A 25,367-nucleotide genomic window follows, 5' to 3' on the forward strand; every position below is an offset into this window, starting at 1 on the left:
GGCCGCCGGTCCAGCGGTACCGGCGGCGGCTCGCCACGTCCATCGGGTTGGCGTGGGTCGCCGCGAAGAACGGCTCGGCCGCGGGGGAGCGCCAGTCGAGCAGGAGCCTGCGCCCCGTGCTGTCGGTGAGGCCGAGGCGGCCCACGTACACGGGTTCGCCACCGCCGGCGGGGACGATGCGCCCCAGGCACAGGTCCAGGCCGAAGCGGCGCAGGGTGCGCAGGCGGGCGGTCAGGCGGTGGATCTCGGCGTCCCGGTCCATCGCCTCCCGGCCGATGCCGCCGGGGGCCCTGCGCTCGGCCGCGAGGCGGTCGGAGAGTTCGGCGACCGACTGGGCCAGGCTCTCCGAGATGGCCGCGAAGTGCCGCTCGTCGCCGTCGATCAGGGCCGGGTCGGCCTTGGGGGAGAGGTGGTCGGGAAGGTCGAACGCGCTGCGGGTCCGCGGGGCGGCCGAGTCCTGCCCGACGTCACCGCGCGATTCGTGAACCGGCAAGAACGCATGCACTTCGTGAATCTCCCATTTCTGCAGCTTCTGGCTTCGGTCCGCGATTTTGCCCCGCCGACGGGGCCTTGCCGCAAGCCCCCCGGTGCGCTATAAGTTGAGAGTGGCAAGGAGTGGGTTGACCTCCTTGCCTTTTCTCGTCCTCTCTGGACGCCATCCCGCACTGTCGATGTTCTGCCCCCTGTGCCGCCTGTGCTGCCTGTGACCCCGGTGACCGCCCTGTGCGGCCGGTCGGCCGTCCGCGGCCGGTGGCTTCCGTGTGCCGACGTACATCTGTCGCGTGCTCAAAGATGCGTGCTGAGAGGTGACTTCGAGCAGAATTCTTCAAAGAGGGCCTCCAGGGCGCTATCTTGCCGGGTGCATGCCAAAGAGCTGTGTCCGTTCTCCGGACCGCACGAGGAGCTGCCCATGAGACTGCCCAGCATCCGCAGGAGCCGGCAGGCCCCCTTATCCGGTCGGCCGCACACACCACGCCGACGGCGCCTGCACCTGCGCCTGCGCGCTCCGGGCGCCGCCCTGCTCGCCGCCACCCTCACCGTCGCGGGCCTGGCCGCTGCCGGACCGCTCGTCGCCCCCGCCACCGCAGCCCCCTCCGGGGCCACTGCCACCGCGGGGGACGTCACCGGCTTCACCCGGTCCGGGAACACCTTCACCGTCACGGCCTCCAGCGGCGCCAAGGCCCGCGTGGTCGTCGCCCGCGCCGACATCTTCCGCCTCTGGCTCTCGCCCGACGGGACCTTCACCGACGACCCGGCCGGCTCCGACCTCGCCGTCACCACCGACTTCGGATCGGTGGCCGCGACCCACACCGACGCCGGCGCGTACCACCGGATCAGCACGGCCTCCCTCACCATCCGGGTCGACAAGAGGCCGCTGAGGTTCTCGGTCTACCGCGCGGACAACACCACCCCCGTCTGGCAGGAGACCCGGCCCACGAGCTGGACCGGCAACCGCACCACGCAGTACCTGGCGCGCGGTACGGACGAGCAGTTCTACGGAACCGGCCTGCGCCTGGGCGAGTGGGCGCTGCGCGGCAAGACCGTCCCCATCGCCGTCGACAACAGGTGGCGCGAGAACGACAACGCCAGCCCCGCCCCCTTCTACATGTCCACCAACGGCTACGGCGTGATGCGCAACACCTGGGCTCCGGGCTCCTACGGATTCAACGCCCCCACCACCCTCACCCACGACGAGAAGCGCTTCGACGCCTGGTACTTCACCGGCGACTCGCTGAAATCCGTGCTCGACGCCTACACCGACGTCAGCGGAAAACCGTTCATGGCGCCGATGTGGGGCTTCGAGCTCGGCAACGCCGACTGCTTCAACGCCTCCAACCCCGACTACCAGGGCGCCCACGACCGTCCCCGCCACCAGAACACGCCCGATGTCGTCGGATACGCGGCCGACGCCCGCGCCGCCGACATGCCCTCGGGCTGGTTCCTCCCCAACGACGGCTACGGCTGCGGCTACACCGCACCCCTGAAGCCGACCGTCGACGCCCTGCGGGCCAAGGGCTTCCAGACCGGCCTGTGGACCTCGACCGGACTCGGCTCCATCGCCGACGAGGTGGGCACCGCCGGCAGCCGCGGCGTGAAGACCGACGTCGCATGGATCGGCAGCGGCTACAAATACGCCTTCGACGGTGTGCGCCAGGCCGTCGACGGGATCGAGAAGAACTCCGACGCCCGCCGCTTCGTGTGGACCGTGGACGGCTGGGCGGGCACCCAGCGCAACGCCGTCGTCTGGACCGGCGACACCTACGGCACGTGGGACGACATGCGCTGGCACGTCCCCGCCATCACCGGTGCGGGCCTCTCCGGGCTCAACTACGCCGCCGGCGACATCGACGGGATATTCGGCGGCAGCCCGAAGACGTACACCCGCGATCTCCAGTGGAAGTCCTTCACCCCCGCCTTCATGACCATGTCGGGCTGGGGCGCGGCCAATCCCTCAGCCGGGTACCACGACAAGCAGCCGTGGCGTTTCGCCGAGCCGTACCTCTCCGTCAACCGCAAGTACCTCCAGCTGAAGATGCGGCTGATGCCGTACCTGTACACGATGAGCCGCGTCGCCCACGAGACGGGCGTCCCCAGCACCCGCGCCATGGTCCTGGAGTACCCCGACGACCCGGTGGCCCGCGGCAACGCCACCAGCGGCCAGTTCATGGCGGGCGACTCACTGCTCGTCGCACCCGTCGTCTCCGACACCGCGGTCCGCGACGGCATCCACCTGCCCGCCGGCACCTGGACGGACTACTGGACGGGACGCACCTACGCGGGCCCCGGCCGGCTCGACGGATACCAGGCACCCCTCGACACCCTCCCGCTGTTCGTCAAGGGCGGCGGCATCATGCCGATGTGGCCGCAGATGAACTACACGGGGGAGAAGCCGGTCTCCACCCTCACCTACGACATCCACCCGCGCGGCGCCTCCTCCTTCAGCCTCTACGAGGACGACGGCCGCACCCGCGCCCACGAGTCCGGCGCCTACGCCCGCCAGCGGGTCGACGTCACCGCCCCGGCGGCCGGCACCGGAACGGTGACCGTCGCCGTCGGCGCCCCCACCGGCAGCTACGCCGGCAAACCGGCCTCGCGGGGCTACGAGTTCACCCTCCACGTGGCCGCCGCGCCCACCGCCGTCACGCTGGACGGCGCCGCCGTGCCCCGCCTGGCCTCCCGGGCCGCCTACGATTCCGCCGCCCACGGCTGGTTCTTCGACCCGGCGGACCGCGCGGGCGTCCTGTGGGTCAAGACCGGCACGAAGTCGGCCGCGTTCACCCTCTCGGCCACCGGCACCGCCGTCCCGGCAGCCGCGCCCCTTCCCCCCTCCTCCACCCCGATCGACAGGGCGGGCTGGTCCCTGGTCCGCGCCGACAGCCAGGAGACCGCCGCCGAGAACGGCGCGGCCGTGGGCGCCTTCGACGGAAACCCCGCCACGATGTGGCACACCGCCTGGTCCTCAGGTACGCCCGCGGCCCTCCCGCACGAGATCCAGATCGATCTCGGCGCCCGCTACACCCTCGACGGCCTCGGCTGCCTCCCCCGCCAGGACGGCGGCGTCAACGGCCGGATCGGCGGCTACGAGGTCCACGTGTCCGACACCACCGCGGACTGGGGCGCGCCGGTGGCGAGCGGCACCTTCCCCGACACCGCCGCCGCCCAGACCGCGGCACTGTCCCCGAAGACCGGCCGCTACCTCCGCCTCAGAGCCCTGACCGAGGCCGGCGGCCGCGGCCCCTGGACCAGCGCGGCCGAGATCACCCTCACCGGCCGGGCGGCCGGCCCCCCGACGTAACACCGCCCCCGACCGCTGCTCTCCACCCGTCGCCGAGCCCGGCCTGGCACTCGCGCCGGGCCGGCTCACCGGGCAGGCTCCGCGACCGGCCGAACAGCGCGAGGAGTCCGCCCGTGGTGGGTCGGCACCCGTCCCACCCGTCGCCGGGGGTCCGGATCCCGGGGCGACGGCGGGGACGGGTTGCCGCCCGGGCCCTGCATCGATCTTGATTCACCCCAACACCCAAGTCAATCCTCCTGTTTGCTCCCCACACCCAAGGAATATCTTGGGTCCCATGACCCTCGACGACCTCCGCGTGTTCGTGGCCGTCTGCCGCGCCGGCAGCCTCAGCGCCGTCGCACGCGACCTCGGCTGCACCCAGTCCGCCGTCAGCCAGCACGTCCGCCGCCTGGAGAAGCAGACCGGCACCAGCCTCCTGGAGCGGCACTCCCGCGGCGTCGTGCCCACCGAGGCCGGCCGCATCGTCCAGGCGGCCGCCGCCGACGGCATCGCCGGCCTCGACGGCGCCCTGCGCCGTGTCGAGGACCTCGTACGGGGCGGGGGCGGCACCGTGCGCGTCACCACCGGCGCGACGACCGTGCGGCACTTCATGTCCGAGGCCGTCGTCTCCTTCCGCCGCAGCCACCCCGAGGTGAGCCTGGAGTTCCAGACCGAGAACTCCAGCCGCAGCTGCTTCGACGCCCTGGCCGCCGGCGACCTCGACCTCGCCTGGATCACCATCGGCGCCCCCGTCCGCGGTATCGAGCAGCGCCCCGTCATGGAACTGCCCTGGGTGCTCGCGGTCGGCGCCGACGACCCCCTGGCCGGCCGGACCGGCCTCACCCCCGCCGACCTCGCCGACATCCGCCACATCCGGCTGCCGCAGAACTCCGCCTCCCGCGCCCACCTCGACACCGCCCTAGCGGAGTCCGGCATCCGCGTGCGCTCCGACACCAGCGTGGCCGACTGGGACACGGCCCTGCTGCTCGCCGAACTGGGCCTGGGCCACGCCGTCGTGCCCGCGCTGCCCGGCTGGCAGGTCCCCGGATCCGACGGCCCGCTGCGCCTGGTGCCCGTTCCCGACCTGCCGCCGCTCGCCGTCGGCTGGGCGGTCCGCCGCTGGGCGGCCCTCGCCCCGCCCGCCCTCGTCTTCGCCGACGAGGTGGCCCGCAGCTGCCGGGCGCGCGCCGTAGGGCAGCAGTGACGCCGCGGCGCGCCCGGACGCTGCCGGCACGATCGGGGCCACCGGCGACGGCCGGGGCGCCCCGGCGCCCGTGCCCGTCAGCGCGGTCCGGCACGGCCCGAAGCGGCGCAGCGCCGCCCCCGCCGCCCGGAGCCCCGGCGCCGGGGCCTCGCTCACGACGGGCTCCGCACCGACGCCGATCAGCCGTTCCCGCAGGGAGCGCTCCTGGTCCATGAGCCCCTGTCCACCGGGGCGGGGCCGGGGATGCGGCCGCTGACGGGACGCGCGGCGCCGCGCGGAGGATGATGGTGTGGGCGGGGGGCCGAGGAGGAGGTGCACGTGCCATGACGGAGCACGACGGCGGTCCGTCGGCGCGGAAACTGGAGGAAGGCCGACTGCTCAAGGAGCTGGAGGCCATCCACCGCACGCGCCACGAGACTCTGTTGCACGGGTCCGACGATGCCCTGGTCACCCATACGAAGCGGATGAACGAGCTGGAGCACGAGTACGTGCGCCGCCATCCCCAGCGGGCCCAGACCGCCTCCCGCACCCGCTCGGGCGCCCGCGCCCGCACCGACGTCGAGCACAAGGACGAGCCCACGTGACCATGGGCCCTTGCGTTCCTCCGCCCGCGAGGTGATGTCCTGCCGAAGGCGGCACTGCGGCCCTACGCACTGCTGCCTCGGCAGCACGACGAGCGCCACGTCCTCGCCCGATGGGACGGCGCCCGACCGTCTGCCCGGTTTCGGTCCCTCCGGACGGGCCCGCCTCCTCCTCCAGGTCGACGCGCCCAACGTCATGGAGCTCCGCGGTCCGGGCCGCGGACGGGTTCGACCGGGCCCTCGTCGAGCAGCGGATCGGCGAGCCACCGCGCATCAGGACCTGGCCGATGCGCCGCCTTCGCGGCCCCGCGGTGCGGCACCACCGCCCGCTGCGCTCCCGCAGCCGTGGCGGATCGCGGCCGACGGGAGGTCCGGCCGGCCGGCCGTCGCGGGGCTGCGGGACTCCGTCGAACCTCGCGCGACGGCCGACTCGTCCGTCGGGCCCGGCGGTGACGCGCCTGGAGCTGACCCGTCTCGCCGCCGTCGACCCGGTCCTCGTGCTGCCGTACCCCCGGCCACGCGTTGCGCAGGTGGAGGTGGGGCCACGGGCGAGGGGACGGCTGTACCCAGAGGGCGCACGGGACCGCCGTTGAGCCGGAGGGGTGCACCCAGTGGCGGCACGCGGCGCCCTGCGGGGCCGCCCGCAGCGGCCGTGGTGCGGGGCCCGGCAGCCCGCCGACGATGACGACAGACAGTGGGGCACCTTTGCCTCGGATGAGACAATCTTGTATCGTTCGAGGCGAAGGAGGCTCGACATGGTGCACGAAGAAGAACTGCTCGACGGCGCGGCCCGCGTCCTCGCCGGAGATCACAGCGCCTCGATGGTGCAGATCGCCGCCGGTATCGGGACCAGCCGCGCCACGCTCAGCCGCCGCTACGCGACCCGCGAAGCCCTGCTGAAAGCCGTCGCGGTCCGGGCGATCGAGGTGGTCGACGGCTGCCTGGCCCCCCTGGACCTGGCACAGGACGCCGACGCCGACGCCTTCGACACCGCCCTCGAAGACCTGGTCGTCGCACTGATGCCCGCCGCCCACCTCTACGGCTTCACCTCACGCGACGCCACCGTGCTCGCGGACCCCGAGTTCCGCGCCGGCGTGGACCGCCAGGACCAGCGGGCCCTCGCCTTCCTCGCCCTCGGCCAGCAACTGGGGCGCCTGCGCGCCGACCTCCCGCCGTACTGGATCTGGTACTCCCTCTGGGGACTCCTCGACGCCGCCGCCGAAGGCGTACGGGACGGGCACCTCGCCCCCCGCCAGATCGGCCACCTGGTCCTGACCTCCTTCCTCAGCGGGACGCGGCCCCCCGCGCGGCCCCCCGCCGGTGCCCCCGCACCCTGACCGCCTCCTCACCCCGCAAAGACCTCGAACGGAACCCCATGCACACCCCCACGCCGGACCCCCGCAGGTGGATCGTCCTGGCGATACTCTCCGGCAGTCTCCTGCTCATCTCCATGGACACCACGATCCTCAACGTGGCCTTCCCCTCGCTCGTCGGCGACCTCCGGCCCGGCGCCGTACAGCAGCTGTGGATCATCGACGTCTACGCGCTCGCCCTGTCCGGCCTGCTGGTCACCGCGGGCGCGCTCGGCGACCGCTGGGGCCGCAAGCGGCTGCTCATGGCCGGCTTCGGCATCTTCTCGGCGGCCTCGCTCATGGCCGTGTCCGCCACCGAGGCCTGGCACCTGATCGCGGCGCGCGCCCTCCTCGGCATCGGCGGCGCGGCCATCATGCCGGCCACCGTCTCGATCCTGCGCACCGTCTTCACCGACGCCAAGGAGCGTGCCTTCGCCCTCGCCGTGTGGGCGGCCGTCTTCGGCGGCGGCATGGCCTTCGGCCCGGTCGTCGGCGGCCTCCTGGTCCAGGACTACGGCTGGCACTCCGCCTTCCTCCTCAACCTGCCCGTCGCCGCCGTCATCGTCGCGGCCGGCCTGCGCTACCTGCCTGAATCACGCTCCCCGCGCAGCACCGGAGCGTGGGACTGGTGGGGCGTCGGACAGTCCGTCGTCGGCATGCTCGCCCTCGCCGGCGGCATCAAGCAGCTCGGCAAGAGCGGCGTGGCCGACCCCCTGCCCTGGGCCCTGCTCCTCCTCGCGGCCGCCGCGCTGACCGTCTTCGTCCGCCGCCAGACCCGGCTCGACAACCCCCTGCTCCAGGTACGGCTGTTCGCCAAGCCCGCCTTCAGCGTCGCCGCCACCGCGATCTTCCTGCCCATGGTGGGCATGGGCGCGATCCTGTTCCTGGTCACCCAGTGGTTCCAGTACGGCGAGGGCTACACCCCGCTGGAGGCCGGACTGCGCCTGCTGCCGGCCCCGCTCGCCCTGATCGCCGCCTCGATGGTCGCCCCCTCGCTGATGCAGCGCTTCGCGATCCGCCACGTACTGGGCGCCGCACTCGTCGTCCTGGCCGCCGGCATGGCCCTGCCGTGGACCCTCCAGCAGTTCACCGACCTCGGCTACCCTGCCTTCGCGGCCGCCCTGACCGTGATGGGCCTGGGCGCCGGCATCGCCACGACGGTGGCCTCGGTGACGCTGGTCTCCGCCGCGCCCGCCGCCGAGGTCTCCAGCGCCGCCGCCATCGAGGAGACCTGCTACGAACTCGGCTCCGCGATGGGCGTCGCCGTCCTCGGCTCCACCGCGGCCGCGCTCTACCGCGGCAACCTGCCCGCCCTCGAACTGGACGGCCCCTCCGCGGCCGCCGCCCGGGACTCCGTCGGCGAGGCCGCGCACATCGCCGAACGCCTCGGCGGCGCCGTCGGCCAGGCCCTGCTCGACACCGCCTCCCACGCCTACACCCTCGCCATCACCCCGGCGTTCCTCATGGCGGGCGGCCTCGCCGTCACCGCGGCGGCCACGACCTGGGCGCTCATTCCACGCGATCTGCGACCCACCGAGAACCACTGACCCGGGCGGACCGGAACGCGGCCGCCGGCGCCGGGCCCAGAGTGGTGGTGCCCGGCGCCGCCCGGTGCCCCAGGCCCGTGCGGTACGCGTCCATGGCCGCCTCGACCCGGCCCGTACGCCGCAGCAGGTCGCCCAGCAGCCGGCACAGGTCCGCGAGGTCGCCCGTCGCCCCACTGCGCTCCAGCAGCGCCAGCGCCTGGACGTAGTGCTCCTCGGCGGATTCCGGCTCACCGCGCTCCTCGGCCATCAGGCCGAGGAGCCGGTGCGCTCCGCCGGCGTGCACGGCGCCGTGGCTGGTGCCCAGCTCCAGCAGCGCCGCGAGCAGCTCCGCCGCCTCCTCGTGCCGGCCCAGCCGGCGCAGTACGTCGGCCAGCTCCACCTCCACCTGGGCCGTGTAGAGACCGGCCCGCCGCGCCGACAGCATGTCCCGGGCCGTGCGCAGCTCCCGCTCCGCGGAACCGAGTTCGCCGTTCTGCGCGAGCACATAGCCGCGCATCCAGTGGCAGTGCGCCAGATCCGTGGTCAGCTGCAGGTGGCCGTAGATCGCCTGCGCCTTCGCCAGGGAGGCGTCGGCGTCGGCCATCCGCCCCTCGGCGAGGAAGGTACGCGCCACCTGCCGGTGCATGCCGGCCACCAGCGCCGGATCACTGACCTGGGGAGCCAGGGCGAGCGCGAGCTCCGCCGAGTGGGCGGCGCGCGCGTGGGCGCCCATGTCCATGTACGGGCCGATCACCGCGGCGTGCAGCAGGACCAGCGCGTCGGGATCGGCCAGGCCGCTCGCGCCCAGCTCGTCGATGGCGGACTCCAGGAGGTAGCAGGCGTAGCGCAGCTCGCCGGCGAGCAGGTGCGCCACGGCCCGGCCGCGCACGGGCCGGGCCCGGCGCGTCAGCGGCTCGTCGGCCAGGAGCCGCTCCGCCTCCTCGAAGTGGCCGATCGCCGCCGGTAGTTCACCGGACTCGAGCGCGCACTCACCCAGCCCGAGGCGGGCCTGCGCCTGCTCGGGGACGAACCCGAGCTCCTCCGCCTCGGCGAGCAGTCTGCGGTAGTGCACGGCGGCCTCGTCGGCCGCGCCCGTGGCCAGCGTGCGCTGCGCGTCGGTGAGGGCGAGCCGCAGCTCGGTGGCCAGGTGGGCGGGGCGCCCGGTGGCCAGCTCCTCGTAGGAGGTGCCCAGGCGGTCGGCGAGGAAGCGCAGCGCGGTCTCGGAGGGGCGCACCTTGCCCGATTCCAGGGTGGAGACGTAGGCGGAGGTGTAGGAGGGGTGCGCCAACTGCTTCTGGGTCAAGCCGCGTTCGACGCGCATGCGCTGAACCCTGCGGCCGATCTCGCCCGGTTCGTCCATGAAATACCCCCTGGTTGCTCGAACTCCCCAGTATTCAGGCGGAGTACGCCATTGCGCACCTCCCGCGCGCCCCTTAGTTTAAGCAGCCGATTCAGTGTGCTTATCAATCCGTTTAACTTCCTTTCACGGGGGTGGACTTCATGGATCCGGTCACAGGTGCGGTCATCAGACGGGCGGCGCGGCCTCCGGCACGGCGTCCGGCCGTACGCACGGCGCTGCGGGCGGCGCTCGCCATGGTGTGCGCGAGCGCCGCGCTCGTGGCGGCAGGTCCGGCGGACGCCGCGGCCGGCCCGGCAGCACCCCGGGTGGAGGTCGAGATCCCCGGGCCCGAACAGGGCGGCGACGCCGGATCCGGGCACGCCCTGGTGCCGGCGGCCGGCGGCCCCGCGAAGAGCGCGGGCCGGCTCACCGAGGCCGAGCGGTCGGCCGACGGCGAGGTCACCAAGATGATCGACAACGGCTCCACCGCGGACCGCCTCGACGTCGTCATCGTCGGCGACGGCTACACCGCGGCCGAACTGCCGCGGTTCCACGCCGACGCCGAGCAGAAGTGGGCCGAGGTGGCCGCCGTCGAGCCGTACACCACGTACCGCGGGCTCTTCAACGTCTGGACGGTCGACGCGGTCTCCCGCGAATCGGGCGTCTCCGGCGACCCCGATCCGGCGACCGTCCGCGACACCGCCCTCGGCTCGTACTTCTGGTGCGGGGACATCGAGCGGCTGCTCTGCATCGATCAGCCCAAGGTCGACGCGTACGTGGCGAAGGCACCCGAGGCCGACCTCGTCATCGTGCTGGCCAACAGCGCGAAGTACGGCGGAGCGGGCTACAACGAGCCCAGCGCCACCCTCGGCTACGAGGGGATATCGACCGCGTCGGCCGGCCACCCCAAGTCCGGCCAGGTCGCCATCCACGAGACCGGCCACTCGCTGGGCAAGCTCGCCGACGAGTACTTCTACCCCGGCGTGCCGGACTACGAGAAGTACACCGGGCCCGAACCCGGCGAGTCCAACAGCTCCGGCCTGACCGCCGACCGGATGGCCGCCCAGCGGGCCAAGTGGTACCGCTGGCTCGGCGAGGAGTCACCCGACGGCGGCACGGTCGGGGCGTACGAGGGCGGCAACTACTACGTGACGGGGCTGTACCGCCCCACCGACAACTCCCTCATGCGGGTCCTGGGCAAGCCCTTCAACCTGCCCGGCGTCGAAGCGATGATCGCCGGGTTCTACCAGCACGCCCGGATCGCCACGGCGCTCACGCCGACGGACCGGACCCTGCGGCTGCGCAACACGGCGAAGGTGGCCGTGCCGAAGCTGTCCGGAGCGGACGGCCGGCAGCTCGTGGTCCGCTGGTACCTGGACGGCAGGGAACTCAAGCGGTTCGAGGGACGCACCGAGGTGTCGGTGGCGGAACTGTGGCTGTTCGACCTGCGCACCCACCGCCTGTCGGTGACGGCCGAGGACCGCACCCCGGCGGTCCGCGACCCGAAGACCATCCGCACGCTGCGCTCCACGGTGGAATGGAAGGTCCGGCTCTAGGCGGCCCGCAGGCCTGAGCGGCCCGTGCCTAGTCTGGGCGGGTGAACACCTTCCGCGGCGGTGACGGCCGGTACCTGGAGATGACCAACAGCGGCACGGCGGTGTTCGTGGACGTGCTGGTGCTCGCCGTCTCGGCACTGGCCCGCGAGCCCTGGGACTTCCGCTTCGCCGCCCTGCTGACACTCCAGGACCAGAACGTGATGGGGCGCGGTGCGGTCGGTTTCGCACTGGCGGAGCTCGACTGGGGGGACACCCCCCGGGAGCGGGCCGCGGCCAAGGACTTCCTGCTGCGCGTCCTGGACCTCGCGCTGTCCCGCCACCGGTGGGAGGAGCTGACGTACGAGCCGGCCCGGGCCGAGGGGGACCTGCGCGCGTACCGGGCGATGGTGGAGGCGTTCGACCCGGAGACGGCGGGTGCGGGAACGGGGGCGCGGACGCCTGTGCGGACGGCGGCCGGCTCGGGCGGACTTCCCGGGCCGGACGAGGCGGCGACGGCCTCGTGCACGGCTCACCGGGTGCTCGACGCGCTGCCCTTCTGGGCGGGGTGCGTGTTCTGCACCGCAGGGGCCGGCGCGACCAGCGGGGGTCCCGCCCGGTGAACGGTACCGGTGGCGGGACCCGCGGCGACCGCACGGCGGCCGGCGGCCGCGCGCGACGCAGGATCGCGGCGGACACCGGCCGGTGCGCGGTGCGTGCGCAGAGGCGCGGGCTACATGGGGTCCATGCCCCGGTCGTCCATCCGGCTCTCCTGCTCGCTCTGCTCCTGGAGACGGCGGGCCTTCTCCTTCAGCCGGCGGCGCTCCTCCGGGTCGGTCGACCGCTCGGCGGCCTCGTTCAGCTCCTTGGCCTTCGTGCGCATCTGCTGGGACCGGCCGCGGGACTCGCCTGAAACGCTCATGATCGCTCCTTGGATCAGTGGGGGAGAGCGGGCGGAATCAGCGAACCAGCACTGCCGGACACCCGCATCTCGAACCGTCACCGAAGGTGATCCGCCGCGCAGGCCGCCGCGCAGGCCGCCGCGCAGGCCGCCGCGCAGGCCGCCGCGCAGGCCGTCGCGCAGGCCGTCGCGCAGGCCGTCGCGAAGGGCCGTGCGCGGATGCCGGACCACGTGCGGTCGGAGACCTGTGGTGGTGAGCCGGACCGACCCCGCCTCTCCTTCCACACGCCCAGGCCCCCGGCGGCGGCGCGCCGGTCAGTACAGGCCGGGCCGGGCGAGGTCCTCGTCCGAATCCGCCCCGACGTCGGTGGTCAGCGTGAAGAGCGCCCCGTCCGGATCGCGGAGCGTCACCCACCGCTCGGCCGCGTTCGAGGTGATGTCGGAGACCATGCGGCCCCCGAGCATGACGGCCGCCTCGATCGCCGGCCGGAGCCTGGGGACGCGGAAGTGCACGTGCCAGCGCGGCCGGGTGTGCGGGGAATAGGCGGCGAGTTCGACGGGACCGCTGTTCAGGCGGGCCACCGGCTCGCCGTTCTGCCGCAGGACGACCTGGTCCTCCTCGTAGGAGACCGTGCAGCAGCCCGGCCGGTCGGTGGCCCATTCCAGTACCGCGCCGTAGAACATCGCGGCGTCCAGGGCGTTGCGGGTACGCAGTTCCAGCCAGGCCGGCAGCGGGCCCTTGCCGGCCCGCCAGTCCGCGGCCACATTGCCCTCCCAGATCCCGAAGACCGCGCCGTCCGGGTCGGCGACGAGCGCCGCGCGGCCGCCGGACTCGAAGGACACCGGGCCGACCGCGATGGTGCCCGTCCGCTCCCGGATGCGGTCCACCGCCACGTCGGCGTCGTCCACGGCGAAGTACGGGGTCCACGCCGCCGCCACGCCCAGATCCGCGGCCAGCGCCCCGATACCCGCCACCGGGACACGGTCGAGGAACGCCACCGAGAACGCGTCGCCGAGGCGGGCCGGCCGGAACCGCCACCCGGCCACCGCACGGTAGAAGCGCTGGGCCGCCTCCAGGTCGCGCGTCATCAGGCTCACCCAGCAGGGCGCCCCGAAGACCTCCCGCGTCGAAATCTCCACCGCATGCTCCGTCCCTCAAGGCACCCGTCGTTCCATTCTGGTCCTTATCGTGACGATCATCGCGTTCGCCGGTCGCCGATGCGCACACAAAGTGGCCGAGATTCACTTTCCGTGTCGATCCCGTCCGGTCGTGCGCGGCGATAGCCTCGGTCGCGGACACCACCGCGCAGCGTCGGAAGGCAGGTCTCCCATGGCCGGATCCCAGGTACCCGTGATCGATCTCGGGCCGTGGCGGTCCGGCGGACCGCAGGCACGGGCCGATACCGCCGCCCGCGTCGACGAGGCCCTGCGCGCGGCCGGATTCCTCCTCGTGACCGGCCACGGCGTGGACCCCTCACTGCCCGCCCGGATCCGGGAGACGGCCCGCGCGTTCTTCCGGCTGCCGGCCGCCCTGAAGGAGCCGTACGCGGTCACGGTCGGCGGCCGCGGCTGGCTGGGGCCCGGGGCGGAGGCCAACAGCTACGCGGAAGGCGCCGCCTCGCCGCCCGACCTCAAGGAGTCCTGGTCCTTCGCGGCCGACGCGCCGACCGGGGACCCCGCCGTGGACGCCGAGTGGTTCCGACCCAACACCTGGCCCCGGGAGGTGCCGGAGCTGCGGCCCCTGGTGACCGAGTACCTCGCCCGGATGCGGGCCCTCTCCGACGAACTGCTCGAACTCCTCGCCACCGCCCTCGGACTCGCCGAGGACCACTTCACGCGCCACACCGGACACCCCACCTGGGGGTTCAACCTCAACTGGTATCCCGGCACCGAGACCGTCGGCACGCCCCTGCCGGGCCAGTTCCGCATCGGCGCCCACACCGACTTCGGCACGGTCACCGTCCTCGACCGGCAGCTCGGCTCGGGCGGGCTCCAGATCCACACCGACGCCGACGGCTGGCAGGACGCGCCCTACGACCCGGCCGCGCTCACCGTCAACATCGGCGACCTGATGGCCCGCTGGACCGGCGACCGCTGGCGGGCCGGCCGCCACCGCGTGCTGCCCCCGCCCGCCGACACACCCGCCGAGGAACTGATCTCGCTCGTCTACTTCTACGAATGCGACGCGCACACCCGGGTGGAATCCCTCCCCGCCCCCATCGGCCGGGTGGTGCACGACCCCGTCGACTCCCACGCCTACCTGAGGGAGAAGCTCCAGGCCATCACCGTCCCCGCGGGCCGTGGTACTTCGGAGTGACGAAGGGCGCGGAGCCCCTCCCCGTGGGCTACGGCCGGATCCACCGGCAAGGTGACGACCGGCCCGGACGCGGTGCATAGCGTCGCTCCCATGACTCGACGCCGAACAGCCGCAGCCGCCGCCTTACTCGCCCTGCTCCTGCCGATCCCGCTCGCCGCCGCCGGCACCGCCGCCGCGGCGGACTCCCCGGCCGCGGCCGGGGACAGCCGCACCGCGGTCGAGCGCAGCCGCCCCACGGCCGAGCGCAGCCGCACCGCGGTCGAACTCCCGCGCCCCACCGGCCGGTTCGCGGTCGGCCGGGAGGACCTGCACCTGGTGGACCACACCCGGACCGACCCCTGGGCCGGATCCGGGCCGCGCGAACTGACGGCCACCATGCGCTACCCGGCGCGGCGCGACACCGGCGGCGCCGCGCGCTACCTCACCCGGGAGGAGGCCCGGCTGCTGCTCGCCGACAGGGGCCTGGAGCAGGCCGTCCCCGTCGAGACCCTCACCGGTACCGCGAGTGCCTCACGCACCGGCGCCCGTCCTGTCGCCGGCCGCTACCCGCTGGTCGTCCTCTCACCCGGCTTCACCGTCCACCGCGCCACCCTCACCGCGCTCGCCGAGGACCTGGCCTCACGCGGCTACGTCGTCGCCGCGGTCGACCACGCGTACGAGAGCGTCGGGACCGCCTTCCCCGGTGGCCGCGTCCTCACCTGCCTGGCCTGCGACAAGGCCCAGCAGACCGGCATGCAGGCGGTCAGCGGCAACCGGGCCCGCGACGTGTCCTTCCTGTTCGACCGCCTCACCGGACCCCACCCCGTCTGGCGCCACGCCGGCCTGATCGACCGCGGCCGCATCGCGATGGCGGGCCACTCCATCGGCGGCGCCTCGGCGATCGCCGCGATGGCGGACGACCCGAGGATCCGCGCCGGGGTGAACATGGACGGCGGCAACGCCACACCCGTACCCGCCACCGGCCTCGGCGGCCGCCCCTTCCTGCTCCTCGGCGCCCAGGGCCGCGGCCCCGGCGGCAACGCGAGCTGGGACCGGGACTGGCCGCTGCTCGACGGCTGGAAGCGCTGGATCACCTTCGACGGGTCGGGCCACTTCACCTTCAGCGACTTCCCGTCGATCGGCCAACAGCTCGGCCTCGACGACCCCGAGGCCCCCCTGCCCGGCGACCGGTCCGTCGAGCTGACCCGCCGCTACGTCGGCGCCTTCCTCGACCGGCACCTGCGGGGCGAGTCGCGGCCCGTCCTGGACGGCCCCTCCGCCGACGCACCCGAGGTCCGCTTCCACACCCCGTAGCCGCAGGAGGAACTCAGACCACCGTGACGGGGTGGCGCACCACGGCGTCGAAGAGATAGCCCTGCGTGTTGTGGACCGCCGTCTCCGGCTGGGTGCGCCCGGTCCCGTCGCTCGCCCGCGCCAGCACCGCCGTCGCACCCGCCGTCCGGGGCGTCCACGGCACCGACCAGCGCACCCAGCCGCCCCGCCGCGGAGAGTCGTGCAGCCGGGCACGCCGCCAGTGGCCGCCGCCGTCCGTGCTGACCTCGACACGGGTCACGGGGGCCGCGGCGGACCAGGACCGCCCCGTCAGCAGCCGCGTCCGGTGCACGGGAACGGTGGCGCCCAGCTCCAGTTCGAAGGCGCTCTTGAGGGTCTGCCGGGTGAGCGGGGCGCTGCCCTGCGCCGGGTGGTTCGGCCCGAACAGCCGGTACATGTCGGTGTTCCACGGCGAGTACAGCGCCTCGCCGCTCACCTCGATGTCACCGACCCACTTGATCGACGAGATGCCCACCCAGTCCGGGACGACCAGACGGACGGGGCCGCCGTGGTCGGGCGGCAGCGGACGCCCGTTCATCTCGTAGGCGAGCAGGACGTCGTCCAGTGCCTTCGCCACCGGCAGCGGACGCCGTACCCGGCCCAGGTTCACCCCGTTCGCCACCACCTCGTCGTCCAGCCCGCGCGGCAGGACGTCCACCGCGCCCCGGGTGACGCCGGCCAGCCGCAGTACGTCCGACAGCCGCGCCCCGCGCCAGTGCCCGACACCGATCGCGCCCAGGGTCCAGGCCGTGCCGGTGACGGGCTGGCCCTGCTGCGTGGAGTAGAAGCTCCGGCCGTTGCCCGCGCACTCGATGAACAGCGTCCGCTCGACCGCCCGCAGGGACCGCAGCCGCTCGTACGAGAACTCCACCGGGCCGGCGGCGAGCCCGTCGCCCCACACCTTCAGCCGCCACGTGCCGACGTCGACGCGCGGCGTGGAGGTGTGGTTGCGGACGAAGAACCGGTCGATCGGGGTGAGATGGCCCGTGCCCCGCAACGAGGCGAAGTTCGTCTCCGCGTTCGTCCCGCGGATCGTGAACAGATCGGGCGGCAGCGGCTTGACGATGCCCGGCGCGGCGCCCGCCCCCACCCCCAGGGCCGGCGCGGCAGCGGCCGTACCGCCACCGGCCAGGCCCAGGGATCCGGCGGCGGCCCCCACCGCGAACAGCTTCAGCAGGTCGCGGCGGTCCACCCCGGCGGAGCGGGCGCGGCCGCGGGCCCACTGCCGCAGGCGCGTGCGGTCGTAGTGGCTCTCGTCCGACAGATCGAGCGGCATGGCAGGGTCACTCCTTGGTCGAGGTTCCCGACGGACCGTAGGGGGCCGGGGCGAACCGCGGGAAGCTTCCCCGGCCGATGGCCACGAATCCGCAACATCACCGCAACAGCCGATTACCGCTGGTCCCGCGATTTTCGGCAGGATGGAGGACATGACCGAGATCCGCACCCCCCGCCTCCTCCTCCGCCTCTGGACCGACGACGACCTCGTCCCCCTTTCGGAGATCCACGCCGACCCGGAGGTGATGCGCTGGATCGGCGACGGCTCCACCCTCGGTCTCGACGAGACGGCCGAGGCGATCGAACGCTGGGTGGAGGAGTGGGACGAGGAGGGCTTCGGGCTCTTCGCCGTCGAGCTCCTCGGCTCCGGCGAGCTGATCGGGGCCGTCGGCCTCTCGGTCCTCGAGGACCTGCCGGACGCCCGGGCCGACGTGCAGATCAGCTGGTTGCTCGGCCGCCAGTACTGGGGCCAGGGCTACGCTTCCGAAGCCGCCCACGCCACCTTGGAGTTCGCCGTCCAGGACCGCGGCCTGGACCGGGTCGTCGCCGTCAACCGGCTCGGCGACGACGCCTCCGAGAACGTGATCCGCAAGCTGGACATGGTGCGGGAACGCGAGACCACCGACCCCCGCCACGGGCACGCCGTCCACATCCACGGCATCGACCTCACGCAGTACGAGGCCTGACCGGGCCCCCGCCAGCCGATCGGAGGACCCGGGGGGCCGTCCGGTCCGCCGCCGGCCCCCGCCGGGTCGGACCGGCCACGGGCCCCGGCCCGGCGAGCACGGACCGGGGGAGCGGCAGGGCGTACGCGGCCCTCCCCGCCCGGAGCCGAGGGGGACACCACGAACGCGCACGAGCACGGGGTCGCCGCCACGGCCGACGGCCGACTGCTCGTCGTCGGTACCGGCGCCGTCCGGCCCGGTCTCCCGGGACGGCCGGACCGCGTACGTCACGGGCGGCTACACCCGCGAAGGCCACGGGAACGGCATCACGGTCGCCGACCCGGACCCGGCTACGACCCGCCGCCTGCCCGCGGGCGTCCGGCCGCTGGGCATCGCCGTGCTCCAACCGCTCCCGGGGTGGACCGGGCTCCTGGGGTCCGCACACCCGGTCAGCGCTCGGTGAAGGCGGTGGGGCCCACGTCGGTGAGCGCGGTCCTGGCCGACGTCTTCGCGGCTGCGTCGCGTGCGGCCTCAGGCGGATCCGGGGGTGGGGGCCTCCGCCGGGCCGCCCCTGCGGATCGCGGCGAGGGCCGCCGTGTGGAGGGCCGCCGGCGCGCCGTGGTGGGGCCGGGGGCTGCCCGTGAGCGTGTACCACTCGTCGGCGTCCTCGTACTGCACGTCGAACCGGACCAGCCCGTCGGCGGTCGCGGTGGTGCGCAGCGTGAGCGGGCCGGTGATGACGCCGACCTCGTCGGTCATGGCGCCGCCCGGGCCGGCGAGCACCCCGTCCTGCCACTGGTCCGCCCCGGTCATGAGGCGCAGGTGTCCAGCATCGTGGTGAGCATCCTCTTCTCCGGTTCGGTGACGGTCAGCTCGTAGGCGGACTTGACGGTGGTCCAGGCGCGTCCGTACTGGCACCAGCTCGAACGGTCCGGCGGCTGCCACAGGTCGGGGCTCTGGTCGCCCTTCGACCGGTTGGAGGACGCGGTGACCGCCAGGAGCTGGGGACGGGTCAGGTCGTTGGCGAAGGCCTTGCGCCGGGCGGCGTCCCAGCCGGACGCGCCGGAGCGCCAGCCCTCGGCGAGCGGCACCATGTGGTCGATGTCCATCTTCGCCGCGTCGGTGACGACCACCCCGTCGTACAGGCTCTTCCAGGTGCCGGACACGGCCCGGCACTCGCCGTCCCGCCCCACCCCGGTGCCGTCCCGCTCCAGGACCGTCTCGCGGGTGTCGCACTTGTTGCCCTGCTCGGCCCAGTGCGTGAACTTCGCCCGGCTGTAACCGGCCATCGTGCCCACCGGAGCCACCTTCAGCGCGGCCAGTTGCGTACGGGCCACGGCGGTGGTCACCATGCCCGGCAGCACGTCCCCGCCGGCCGGCGCCCCGGCCGGCGGCGCGGCCGGTGAGGCGGACGGCTGCGGCTTGGCGTCCCCGCCGCCCGCCGACCCCGGCCCCGCCGGATCGGAGCATCCGGCCGCCGCCGCCAGCAGCAGTGCCGCCACCAGCACACCCGGTACACGTATCTGACGTCCCATAACCCCACCCCGAGCCGGTACCGCTCCGCCACTGTCCGGGAAAGACTACCCAGAACCGGACATTAAGCCTACGGAGGCCCCTCCGGCGGGCGTTGTCAGTGGCCCTCGCTAGTCTCCCGACATACCGCAGCTCAGGGGGGTTTGCTCCCCCTGTCAGGGCTGCGCGCACACACGCACGGACAGGCGGAGGGGCACAGTCTGATGGCATGGCTGGCGGCGGGCGAGGGGTACGAGATCGCCCTGGTGGAGGGGCGGGTGGCGGCGAGGTCCGTCACCGGCCGGGCAGCGGGACGGCAGTTGAAGACGCTGCCCAAGGCGCTGAAGGACCATCCCGAGGTGGACCGGCTGCGCCGGCTGGCGGAATGGCTCGACCGGCACGCGGCGGCCTGCGTCGCCCAGGTCGACGGCTGGATGGTGTCCTCGCTGCCCGTCCCGACCGAACTGATCGCCCGGGTGTGGCCCGACGAGGCCTGGCAGCACGCCCTGCGTGACCTGGCCGTCGTCGGCGACGACCCCGACGAGGTGGGCTTCCTGCGGGACGCCACCGCCGACGGCGAGCTGAAGGTGGTCAACCTCGACGGCGAGACCGTACGGCTCTCGCCGCGCACGGTGACCCTGCCCCACCCCGTACTGCTGCCCGACCTGGACGACGTACGGGAGTTCGCGGCCGAGCTGGGCATCGTGCAGCAGGTCGAGCAGATCCACCGCCCCACCTGGCGCAAGCCCGACGAGGTCTGCGCCACCGCCACCGAGGTCCGCGACTACGCGGGCGGGGTCTTCCCGACCCGCTTCAGCCTCGCCGCCCGCGCGACCGCCCTCGGCTACCGGGTCTCCGGCGGCTACGCCACCTGCAAGGTCCGTGACAGCGGAGCCGGCTCCGGCACGGAGGCGGCGGTGTGGATCGGCGAGCCCTACTACGACGCCGAGACCACCACGGGCGCGCTGAGCTGGCACGACGAGGACGGCCGGGCGGTGGCGCTGGCGAAGGTCGGACCGGTGGCCTGGTCCGAAGGAATGCGAATGGCCGCGGCGCTGTATGCCGGGCGCAAGATCGAGGAGGGCGGGGACGCATGAGCAAGAACCTGAGAGACACCGCGGCGAACGAGACCGAACTGCTGCTGCAGGCCGGCGCCGTCCTCCCCCGCGGCACCACCGGTGCCGGATCCGGCGCCGTCGACCTGACGGCCCGCACCTACCGGCACCCGGGCCTCGACGCGGACCGCGTCGTCGTCCGGCTCGCCGCCGCCGAACTCGGCGCGGCCGAGGACCTCGCCGCCGGCTTCCTGGGCCTCGTACGCGACGAGGGCGAGCCGCCCGTCGTCGGCCTGAGCCGCCGCCAGGCGCTCGGCTTCCCCGAATGGGTCCTCGTGCACCACCCCGAGGACGGCCACCACGCCCTCGCCGTCGTCCCCGAACTGGACCGGATCGCCCGCCAGGCCAAGACCAAGCCCAAGGCCGCGCTCGACGCGTGCACCGAACTGGCCGACCGCCTCGCCGCCTCCGTCCCGCACTTCCTGCCGCTCTTCCACGAGCAGGCCGCGCGCATCTTCCTCGCCGTCGAGAACACCACCTACGCCGCCCAGCTGTTCGGCCGCGCCCGCACCGCCGAGGCCCAGCACGGCCTGGACGTCGACGAGGACCGCCTCGACTCCGTCTTCCTCGAATTCGCGCTGGCCGGAGCCCTGCCGGTCAAGGTCCTCGCCGGCTACGGCAAGGCCCTGGCCGTCCGCGTCAGCCCCGCCGAGGCCTACGAGCGCTTCCGCCGCCTGTGCGTACGCCGCACCGCGGGCGGACTGCCGCCCTCCGCGCAGGCCGCCGCCGAACTGCGACGCCTCGCCCGCGCCGCAGGCCTGACCGGCACCGAACCCGAGCAGGACTACCTCGCCGAACTGCTGCCCCTGCCCGCCACCCTGCGCGCCGCGCTCGGCTGGTGGAAGGCCCACCGCGGCGCCCTCGTCGCGCTCGCCCGCCGCGTCCCCGCCGTACGCGGCACCCTCCTCGGACTGACCCCGCCCGGCGGCGACGTCGACCTGGTCGACCTGTGGCTGGACGTCCTGGAGGAGTCCGGCGCCACCGCCGGACTGTCCGACGGCGGCATCCCCGAGGAGGAGCGCTGCTCCGACGGCACCGCCGGCTGGCTCGAGCGCTTCTGCGCCGCCCGCCGCTCCGGCTGGGGCCGCCGCCCCAGCAACCCCGTCCTCCTCGACCTCGTCGAGCGCTGCGCCCCGCAGCTGCGCGCCGAACTCGACCGGCCCGGGCGGGAGGCCGGCCTCCGAATCGGCGTCCAGGACGCCGACCTCCTCGACCTGCTGCTCACCCTCGAAGTCCCGGTCGTCACACCCGAGGAACACCGGACGCGGCACCACCACGACAATCTGAACCTGTCCGACTGGGCCGGCCGCGACGAGCGCCGCGACCTGGCCGCGGTCGCCGCGGACGCACGCTTCCAGCCCGCCTTCCGCCGGGCGCTGAACAGCCTGGGCAGCGGCGGCGCCGACATCGTCCGCCACATCGCCGCCTCGCCCGGGGCCCGCCCGCTGCTGACCGAATGGATGGGCGAGGTCGCCCGCGCCTCCGTCGCCGCGGGCCTGCCCGGAGTACCCGACGCCATCGAGCGGCTGACCTGGCTGCCCGTCGAAGCCCTGGTGCTCGCCCCCGAGGACGTCGCCGCCGCGGCGGCCGCCGACCTCGGCGAGACGCTCGCCCGCACCCTGCGCGGCGGCCTCTTCGAAGAGCTGGCCTGGCCCGCCTGGGAGAGCGCCGTCGCCGAACTGACCCCCGGCAAGGACCGAAACGGCCTCACCGTCGTCGAGGCCTGGCCGTACCTGATCGTCGCCAACGCGGCCCAGGTCCGCGTCATCGACGCCGACTCGACCGTCCTCACGCACGACCTGCGCGTCCCGGCCGGCTCCCACCGCCGCTTGGGATTCCACTACGTCGACGGCGAACTGCTCGTCTTCTGGTCCGACTGGAGCGCCAACCGCGTCGAGGGCTACTGGCACTCCTCGCCGGGCACCGTCTTCACCCTGGACACGGACCGCAACCACTGGTCCCTGCGCAGCGACCACCTCTCCCTGCCGCTGCCCGGTGGCGGACGCACCACCGGCGGCGGCGTCCTGCACCGCGGAGACACCCGGCTGCCCGCCGAGCTGCCGGTGCTGTCCGACGGCACCTCGTACTGGGTGTGGCGCCAGCGCGACCACGGCAACGACAGCGGCTGGGTCGAGTACGACCCGGCGAGCGGCGCCCACGGACGCTCTTCCATGCCCGCGTTCTTCACCGACACCATGAGGGCGTACAGCGGCAAAGCCTCCTCCGGATACGCCAGCCGGCTGCTTCCCACGCCCACCGTGGAAGGCTCCGTGCTCGGCGCACCCGTCGACGGCGTCCTCGGCTGGCACGCCGTACGCCTCCACGACAACGGCTGGGCCGGCACCGACACCGGCGGACGCACCGTCACCGTCCCCGAAGGCGGGGACAAGCCCGTCGCCGCCCTCACCTTCCCGGGCGACGACCGCCCGCGCGCCCTCTCCCACAGCTGGCGCGAACTGGCCCTCACCGACCCCGACGGCGTCCTCACCGCCCGAACCCGCAACGACCGCCACGACACCCCCTTCAGCACCGGCAGCGTCGACCTCCCGCCGCTCTCCCACTGGTACGCGCTGCGCCCGCGCGACCCGGAGGGCTCGGCCGCGCTGCGCACGGCCGACCGCGAGACCGTCGGGGCCCTCCTGAAGGCCGCCGCGGCCGCGCCGAAGGTCACCGACCTGCCGGACGCCGTCCGCGCGGCCCTGCCGCGCGTCACCGACCCGAAGCTGATCGGCGGCATCGTCGAGGTACTGCGGTTCGCCCTCACCCAGCAGAAGGCCCTGGACGGCATCTCCGCCCGGCTCGACGCGGACACCGCCCCCGAGGAGGACCGCGAGCACGGCCCCGCCGACGAGCTGCTCGGCGAGGCCCTGGGCGGCCTCCTCGACCACGCCCACCACCGCTACAACGGCGGCAGCGACGGCACGCACCGCACCCTGAGCCTCCTCGGCGCCGCCCGCACCGAGACCGACGCCGCCGGGGTGCCCGGGCTGCTCCACTTCGACACGCCCGCCCTGCCGTACTACGCCCTCACCTGGACACCACTGTTCGACCAGCCCGCCGCCGCCGCATACCGGGCCGTCGCCGCGACGACCACCGCCGAACAGCGGGAGGCCCTCCTCACCGTGCTCGGCCAGGTGGACGCCCTCGGCATGGCCTCGGCACAGGCATCGGCCGGCACCTGGCGCCAGGTCCGGGTCCACCTCGGCCAGCCCCACCTGACCGGACCCGACGGCCTCGAACGCCACCTCTACCACCGCAGCATCCTGCCGCTGGGCGGCGGAGCCGTCCTCGCCGTGACCGAGCACGGCACCTCCGTACCCGACGGGCAGGAGTTCGGCGGCCTCCTCCACGACCCCGCCGGCCGCTTCACCGTCCCCGGCCCCTACACCGTCCGCCGCGCGACACCCCTCGGCGACCCCGACCGGGACCCGGGCTGGCTGACGGCGTTCCTCGGCGCGGCCGGCGAGCACGGCCCGCTGCCCTTCCACCCGGAGGCCGCGGAGGAGTTCTCCCGGCTGACCGGGGTCTCCGGTGCGCTCGCCCGCCTGGTGGTCGCCGGACTCCCGCACATCGACAGCTACGACCGCAACTTCCTGCCCGCGGAGGCCCGCACCGCCCTCGGCGTCAAGGCCACCGACGCCGCCTACGCCCGGGACGAGCTCAAGAGCCTCGGCGCGGAGATCCGGCGCGCCGTGGTCGCAGCCCTGCTGCCCGCCGATCCGGCACGCCTGTGGAGCGATGGCCCCGACGTCGCGGCCGCCGCGCAGGTGTGGAACCGGCGCGTGGGCCGCCGTACCCCGGTACCCGACTGGCTGGCCACCGAGGCCGCGCGCGCCGTCCGCGGCGGATGGCCCGCGCACCGCGCGCTGGCCGCCCTGCTCGACCCGGCCGCCTCGCGCGAGCTGTCCGTCGACGTGCCGTGGACCGTCAAGGGCGACCACGTCGAGCCCGCCGTGCCCGCCACCGAGCCCTTCAACGCGCAGGTCCTGATCTCCACCCTGGCCATGAGCGCATGGCTGGCCCACCGGCTGCCTGCCGGGGACCCGGTGCGAGCGGTCCTGCCGCCCGCGCTGACCGCCGTTCGGCAGCGGCTCGCCGCGCCCGAACTCCTCCTGGAGATCGCCCACTACACCAGCCTCCCGAACTTCCGGAAGGTCGCCGGCACCCCGACCGAGACCGGCGAGGGCTACGAGCGCTACGGCGCGGTCGTCATGGCCACCCACGACGACCAGCCCAGGCCGGCGGTGCGCACGGCACTGCTGGACTCGACCGGCTCCGACCCGTACCTGCCGGCGCTGCGCGGCGACGACCAGGAGCCGTCGGTGGCCGAGAGGGCCCTGCGGACCGCCCACGACCCGCGCTTCGCCGCGCTCCTCGCCGACCCGGGCGCGCCCGCGGCCGGCGGGACCGACGCGGCCGGCACGTGGTGGCCGCAGGACCCCAGCCGTTCGGTGCCCGACCTGGTGGAGGAGGTCGTCGCCGAGCACGGACTGGGCGCCGACGCGGCCACCCTGTACCTGGCCCTCCTCGCCATGCCCGACCCCACCGACCGCAACACCGCCCGGTGGACGGGCTGGAAGCCGGCCCGGCTCAAGGCCGCCCGCGCCGAACTGGCCGCCACCGACCTGGTGGTGTCGGCCGACCGCAGCAGGGCCGGACGCTCGCTGTTCCTGCCCGGCGGGTGGGCCGACATGGCCTCTCCGGCACTGCCGGTGGAGCAGTGGAAGCTGCCCATGTACGGCCTCACCCCCGGCGCCCGGCCCCTCCTGGGCGTCCTGGCACCGGCCGAACCGGCCGCGGAGCTCTACCGCCGGGCCTGGCAGCGGATCCGCGAGGGCGACGTCCCGCGCTTCCAGGAGCTCAAGGTGAAGCGCACCCGCGCCCGCCGCCGCTGACCCGGCCGGACCGGCCCCCCCGACGCGGGGCCGGCGCCGCCCACCCGGCACGGTGGGCCGCGCCGGC

The 25,367-nt window shown here is 74.2% G+C and carries 18 protein-coding genes and 1 pseudogene; 12 read left to right on the plus strand and 7 right to left on the minus strand.

Translation table 11 applies throughout. The features are described 5' to 3' along the window. A pseudogene (locus AVW11_RS29715) lies at positions 1-493 on the minus strand (AAA family ATPase); the annotation flags it as partial. 417 nt (positions 494-910) lie between these two features. Between AVW11_RS29715 and AVW11_RS29720 the strand changes: the two are divergent. From AVW11_RS29720 to AVW11_RS29740, 5 genes are all read left to right on the plus strand, one after another. Continuing rightward, positions 911-3,796 (plus strand): TIM-barrel domain-containing protein, encoded by a 2,886-nt coding sequence (locus tag AVW11_RS29720; protein ID WP_079250851.1) that lies wholly within the window; start codon positions 911-913, stop codon positions 3,794-3,796. A gap of 274 nt (positions 3,797-4,070) precedes the next feature. Next, on the plus strand, positions 4,071-4,979 hold the full coding sequence (locus tag AVW11_RS29725; protein WP_060178366.1) for a LysR family transcriptional regulator: 909 nt from the start codon (positions 4,071-4,073) through the stop codon (positions 4,977-4,979). A 323-nt stretch (positions 4,980-5,302) separates the two neighbouring features. Further along, complete coding sequence (locus AVW11_RS29730) at positions 5,303-5,563, plus strand: DUF6158 family protein (RefSeq protein WP_076046551.1); 261 nt, start codon at positions 5,303-5,305, stop codon at positions 5,561-5,563. 752 nt (positions 5,564-6,315) lie between these two features. Next, positions 6,316-6,897 carry a TetR/AcrR family transcriptional regulator gene (locus AVW11_RS29735; protein ID WP_030843041.1) on the plus strand — a complete coding sequence of 194 codons (582 nt, stop codon included), beginning with the start codon at positions 6,316-6,318 and terminating at the stop codon, positions 6,895-6,897. Positions 6,898-6,935: 38 nt separating this feature from the next. Beyond that, a complete protein-coding gene (locus AVW11_RS29740; RefSeq protein ID WP_060178365.1) occupies positions 6,936-8,459 on the plus strand; it encodes an MFS transporter in 1,524 nt (507 codons plus the stop codon). On the opposite strand, the gene AVW11_RS29745 is transcribed toward AVW11_RS29740, so the two are convergent. Beyond that, positions 8,422-9,798, minus strand: a complete 1,377-nt coding sequence (locus tag AVW11_RS29745; protein ID WP_076046552.1) for a helix-turn-helix domain-containing protein — start codon at positions 9,796-9,798, stop codon at positions 8,422-8,424. The two genes, AVW11_RS29740 and AVW11_RS29745, sit on opposite strands and share 38 nt — an antisense overlap. Before the next feature lie 233 nt (positions 9,799-10,031). Here AVW11_RS29745 and AVW11_RS29750 point away from each other — a divergent pair, with 233 nt between their 5' ends. After that, complete coding sequence (locus tag AVW11_RS29750) at positions 10,032-11,333, plus strand: M64 family metallopeptidase (RefSeq protein WP_076046560.1); 1,302 nt, start codon at positions 10,032-10,034, stop codon at positions 11,331-11,333. Between the two features lie 41 nt (positions 11,334-11,374). Then, a complete protein-coding gene (locus AVW11_RS29755) occupies positions 11,375-11,932 on the plus strand; it encodes a hypothetical protein (protein WP_076046553.1) in 558 nt (185 codons plus the stop codon). A gap of 110 nt (positions 11,933-12,042) precedes the next feature. Here AVW11_RS29755 and AVW11_RS29760 read toward each other — a convergent pair whose 3' ends face one another. After that, on the minus strand, positions 12,043-12,231 hold the full coding sequence (locus AVW11_RS29760) for a DUF6381 family protein (protein WP_030657858.1): 189 nt from the start codon (positions 12,229-12,231) through the stop codon (positions 12,043-12,045). 294 nt (positions 12,232-12,525) lie between these two features. Further along, on the minus strand, positions 12,526-13,299 hold the full coding sequence (locus AVW11_RS29765; RefSeq protein ID WP_060178458.1) for a VOC family protein: 774 nt from the start codon (positions 13,297-13,299) through the stop codon (positions 12,526-12,528). Positions 13,300-13,540: 241 nt separating this feature from the next. Between AVW11_RS29765 and AVW11_RS29770 the strand changes: the two genes are divergently transcribed. Both AVW11_RS29770 and AVW11_RS29775 read left to right on the plus strand, forming a co-directional pair. After that, the gene (locus AVW11_RS29770; RefSeq protein ID WP_076046554.1) at positions 13,541-14,527 is read left to right on the plus strand and encodes an isopenicillin N synthase family dioxygenase; all 987 of its coding nucleotides are present in this window, start codon (positions 13,541-13,543) and stop codon (positions 14,525-14,527) included. 90 nt (positions 14,528-14,617) lie between these two features. Then, the gene (locus AVW11_RS29775) at positions 14,618-15,820 is read left to right on the plus strand and encodes an alpha/beta hydrolase family protein (protein ID WP_076046555.1); all 1,203 of its coding nucleotides are present in this window, start codon (positions 14,618-14,620) and stop codon (positions 15,818-15,820) included. Positions 15,821-15,833: 13 nt separating this feature from the next. Here the strand turns inward: AVW11_RS29775 and AVW11_RS29780 are convergent, their stop codons facing one another. Then, positions 15,834-17,114, minus strand: a complete 1,281-nt coding sequence (locus AVW11_RS29780) for a sulfite oxidase (protein WP_076046556.1) — start codon at positions 17,112-17,114, stop codon at positions 15,834-15,836. Between the two features lie 151 nt (positions 17,115-17,265). Between AVW11_RS29780 and AVW11_RS29785 the strand changes: the two genes are divergently transcribed. Then, on the plus strand, positions 17,266-17,799 hold the full coding sequence (locus AVW11_RS29785) for a GNAT family N-acetyltransferase (protein ID WP_030843018.1): 534 nt from the start codon (positions 17,266-17,268) through the stop codon (positions 17,797-17,799). Positions 17,800-18,309: 510 nt separating this feature from the next. On the opposite strand, the gene AVW11_RS29790 is transcribed toward AVW11_RS29785, so the two are convergent. Both AVW11_RS29790 and AVW11_RS29795 read right to left on the minus strand, forming a co-directional pair. Further along, entirely contained in the window at positions 18,310-18,591 is a 282-nt protein-coding gene (locus AVW11_RS29790; RefSeq protein WP_076046557.1) for a hypothetical protein, read from the minus strand. Further along, positions 18,588-19,313, minus strand: a complete 726-nt coding sequence (locus AVW11_RS29795; RefSeq protein WP_076046558.1) for a GmrSD restriction endonuclease domain-containing protein — start codon at positions 19,311-19,313, stop codon at positions 18,588-18,590. The genes AVW11_RS29790 and AVW11_RS29795 overlap by 4 nt, the downstream gene beginning before the upstream one ends. 201 nt (positions 19,314-19,514) lie before the next feature. On the opposite strand from AVW11_RS29795, the gene AVW11_RS29800 reads away from it, so the two are divergent. Then, entirely contained in the window at positions 19,515-20,387 is an 873-nt protein-coding gene (locus AVW11_RS29800; protein ID WP_030843012.1) for a DUF4132 domain-containing protein, read from the plus strand. Further along, positions 20,384-25,300 (plus strand): DNA-binding protein, encoded by a 4,917-nt coding sequence (locus AVW11_RS38115; protein WP_076046559.1) that lies wholly within the window; start codon positions 20,384-20,386, stop codon positions 25,298-25,300. The genes AVW11_RS29800 and AVW11_RS38115 overlap by 4 nt, the downstream gene beginning before the upstream one ends. The last annotated feature ends 67 nt before the right edge of the window (positions 25,301-25,367 follow it).

The organism is Streptomyces amritsarensis (assembly GCF_001953875.1).
In the GTDB taxonomy this organism is placed as follows: domain Bacteria; phylum Actinomycetota; class Actinomycetes; order Streptomycetales; family Streptomycetaceae; genus Streptomyces; species Streptomyces amritsarensis.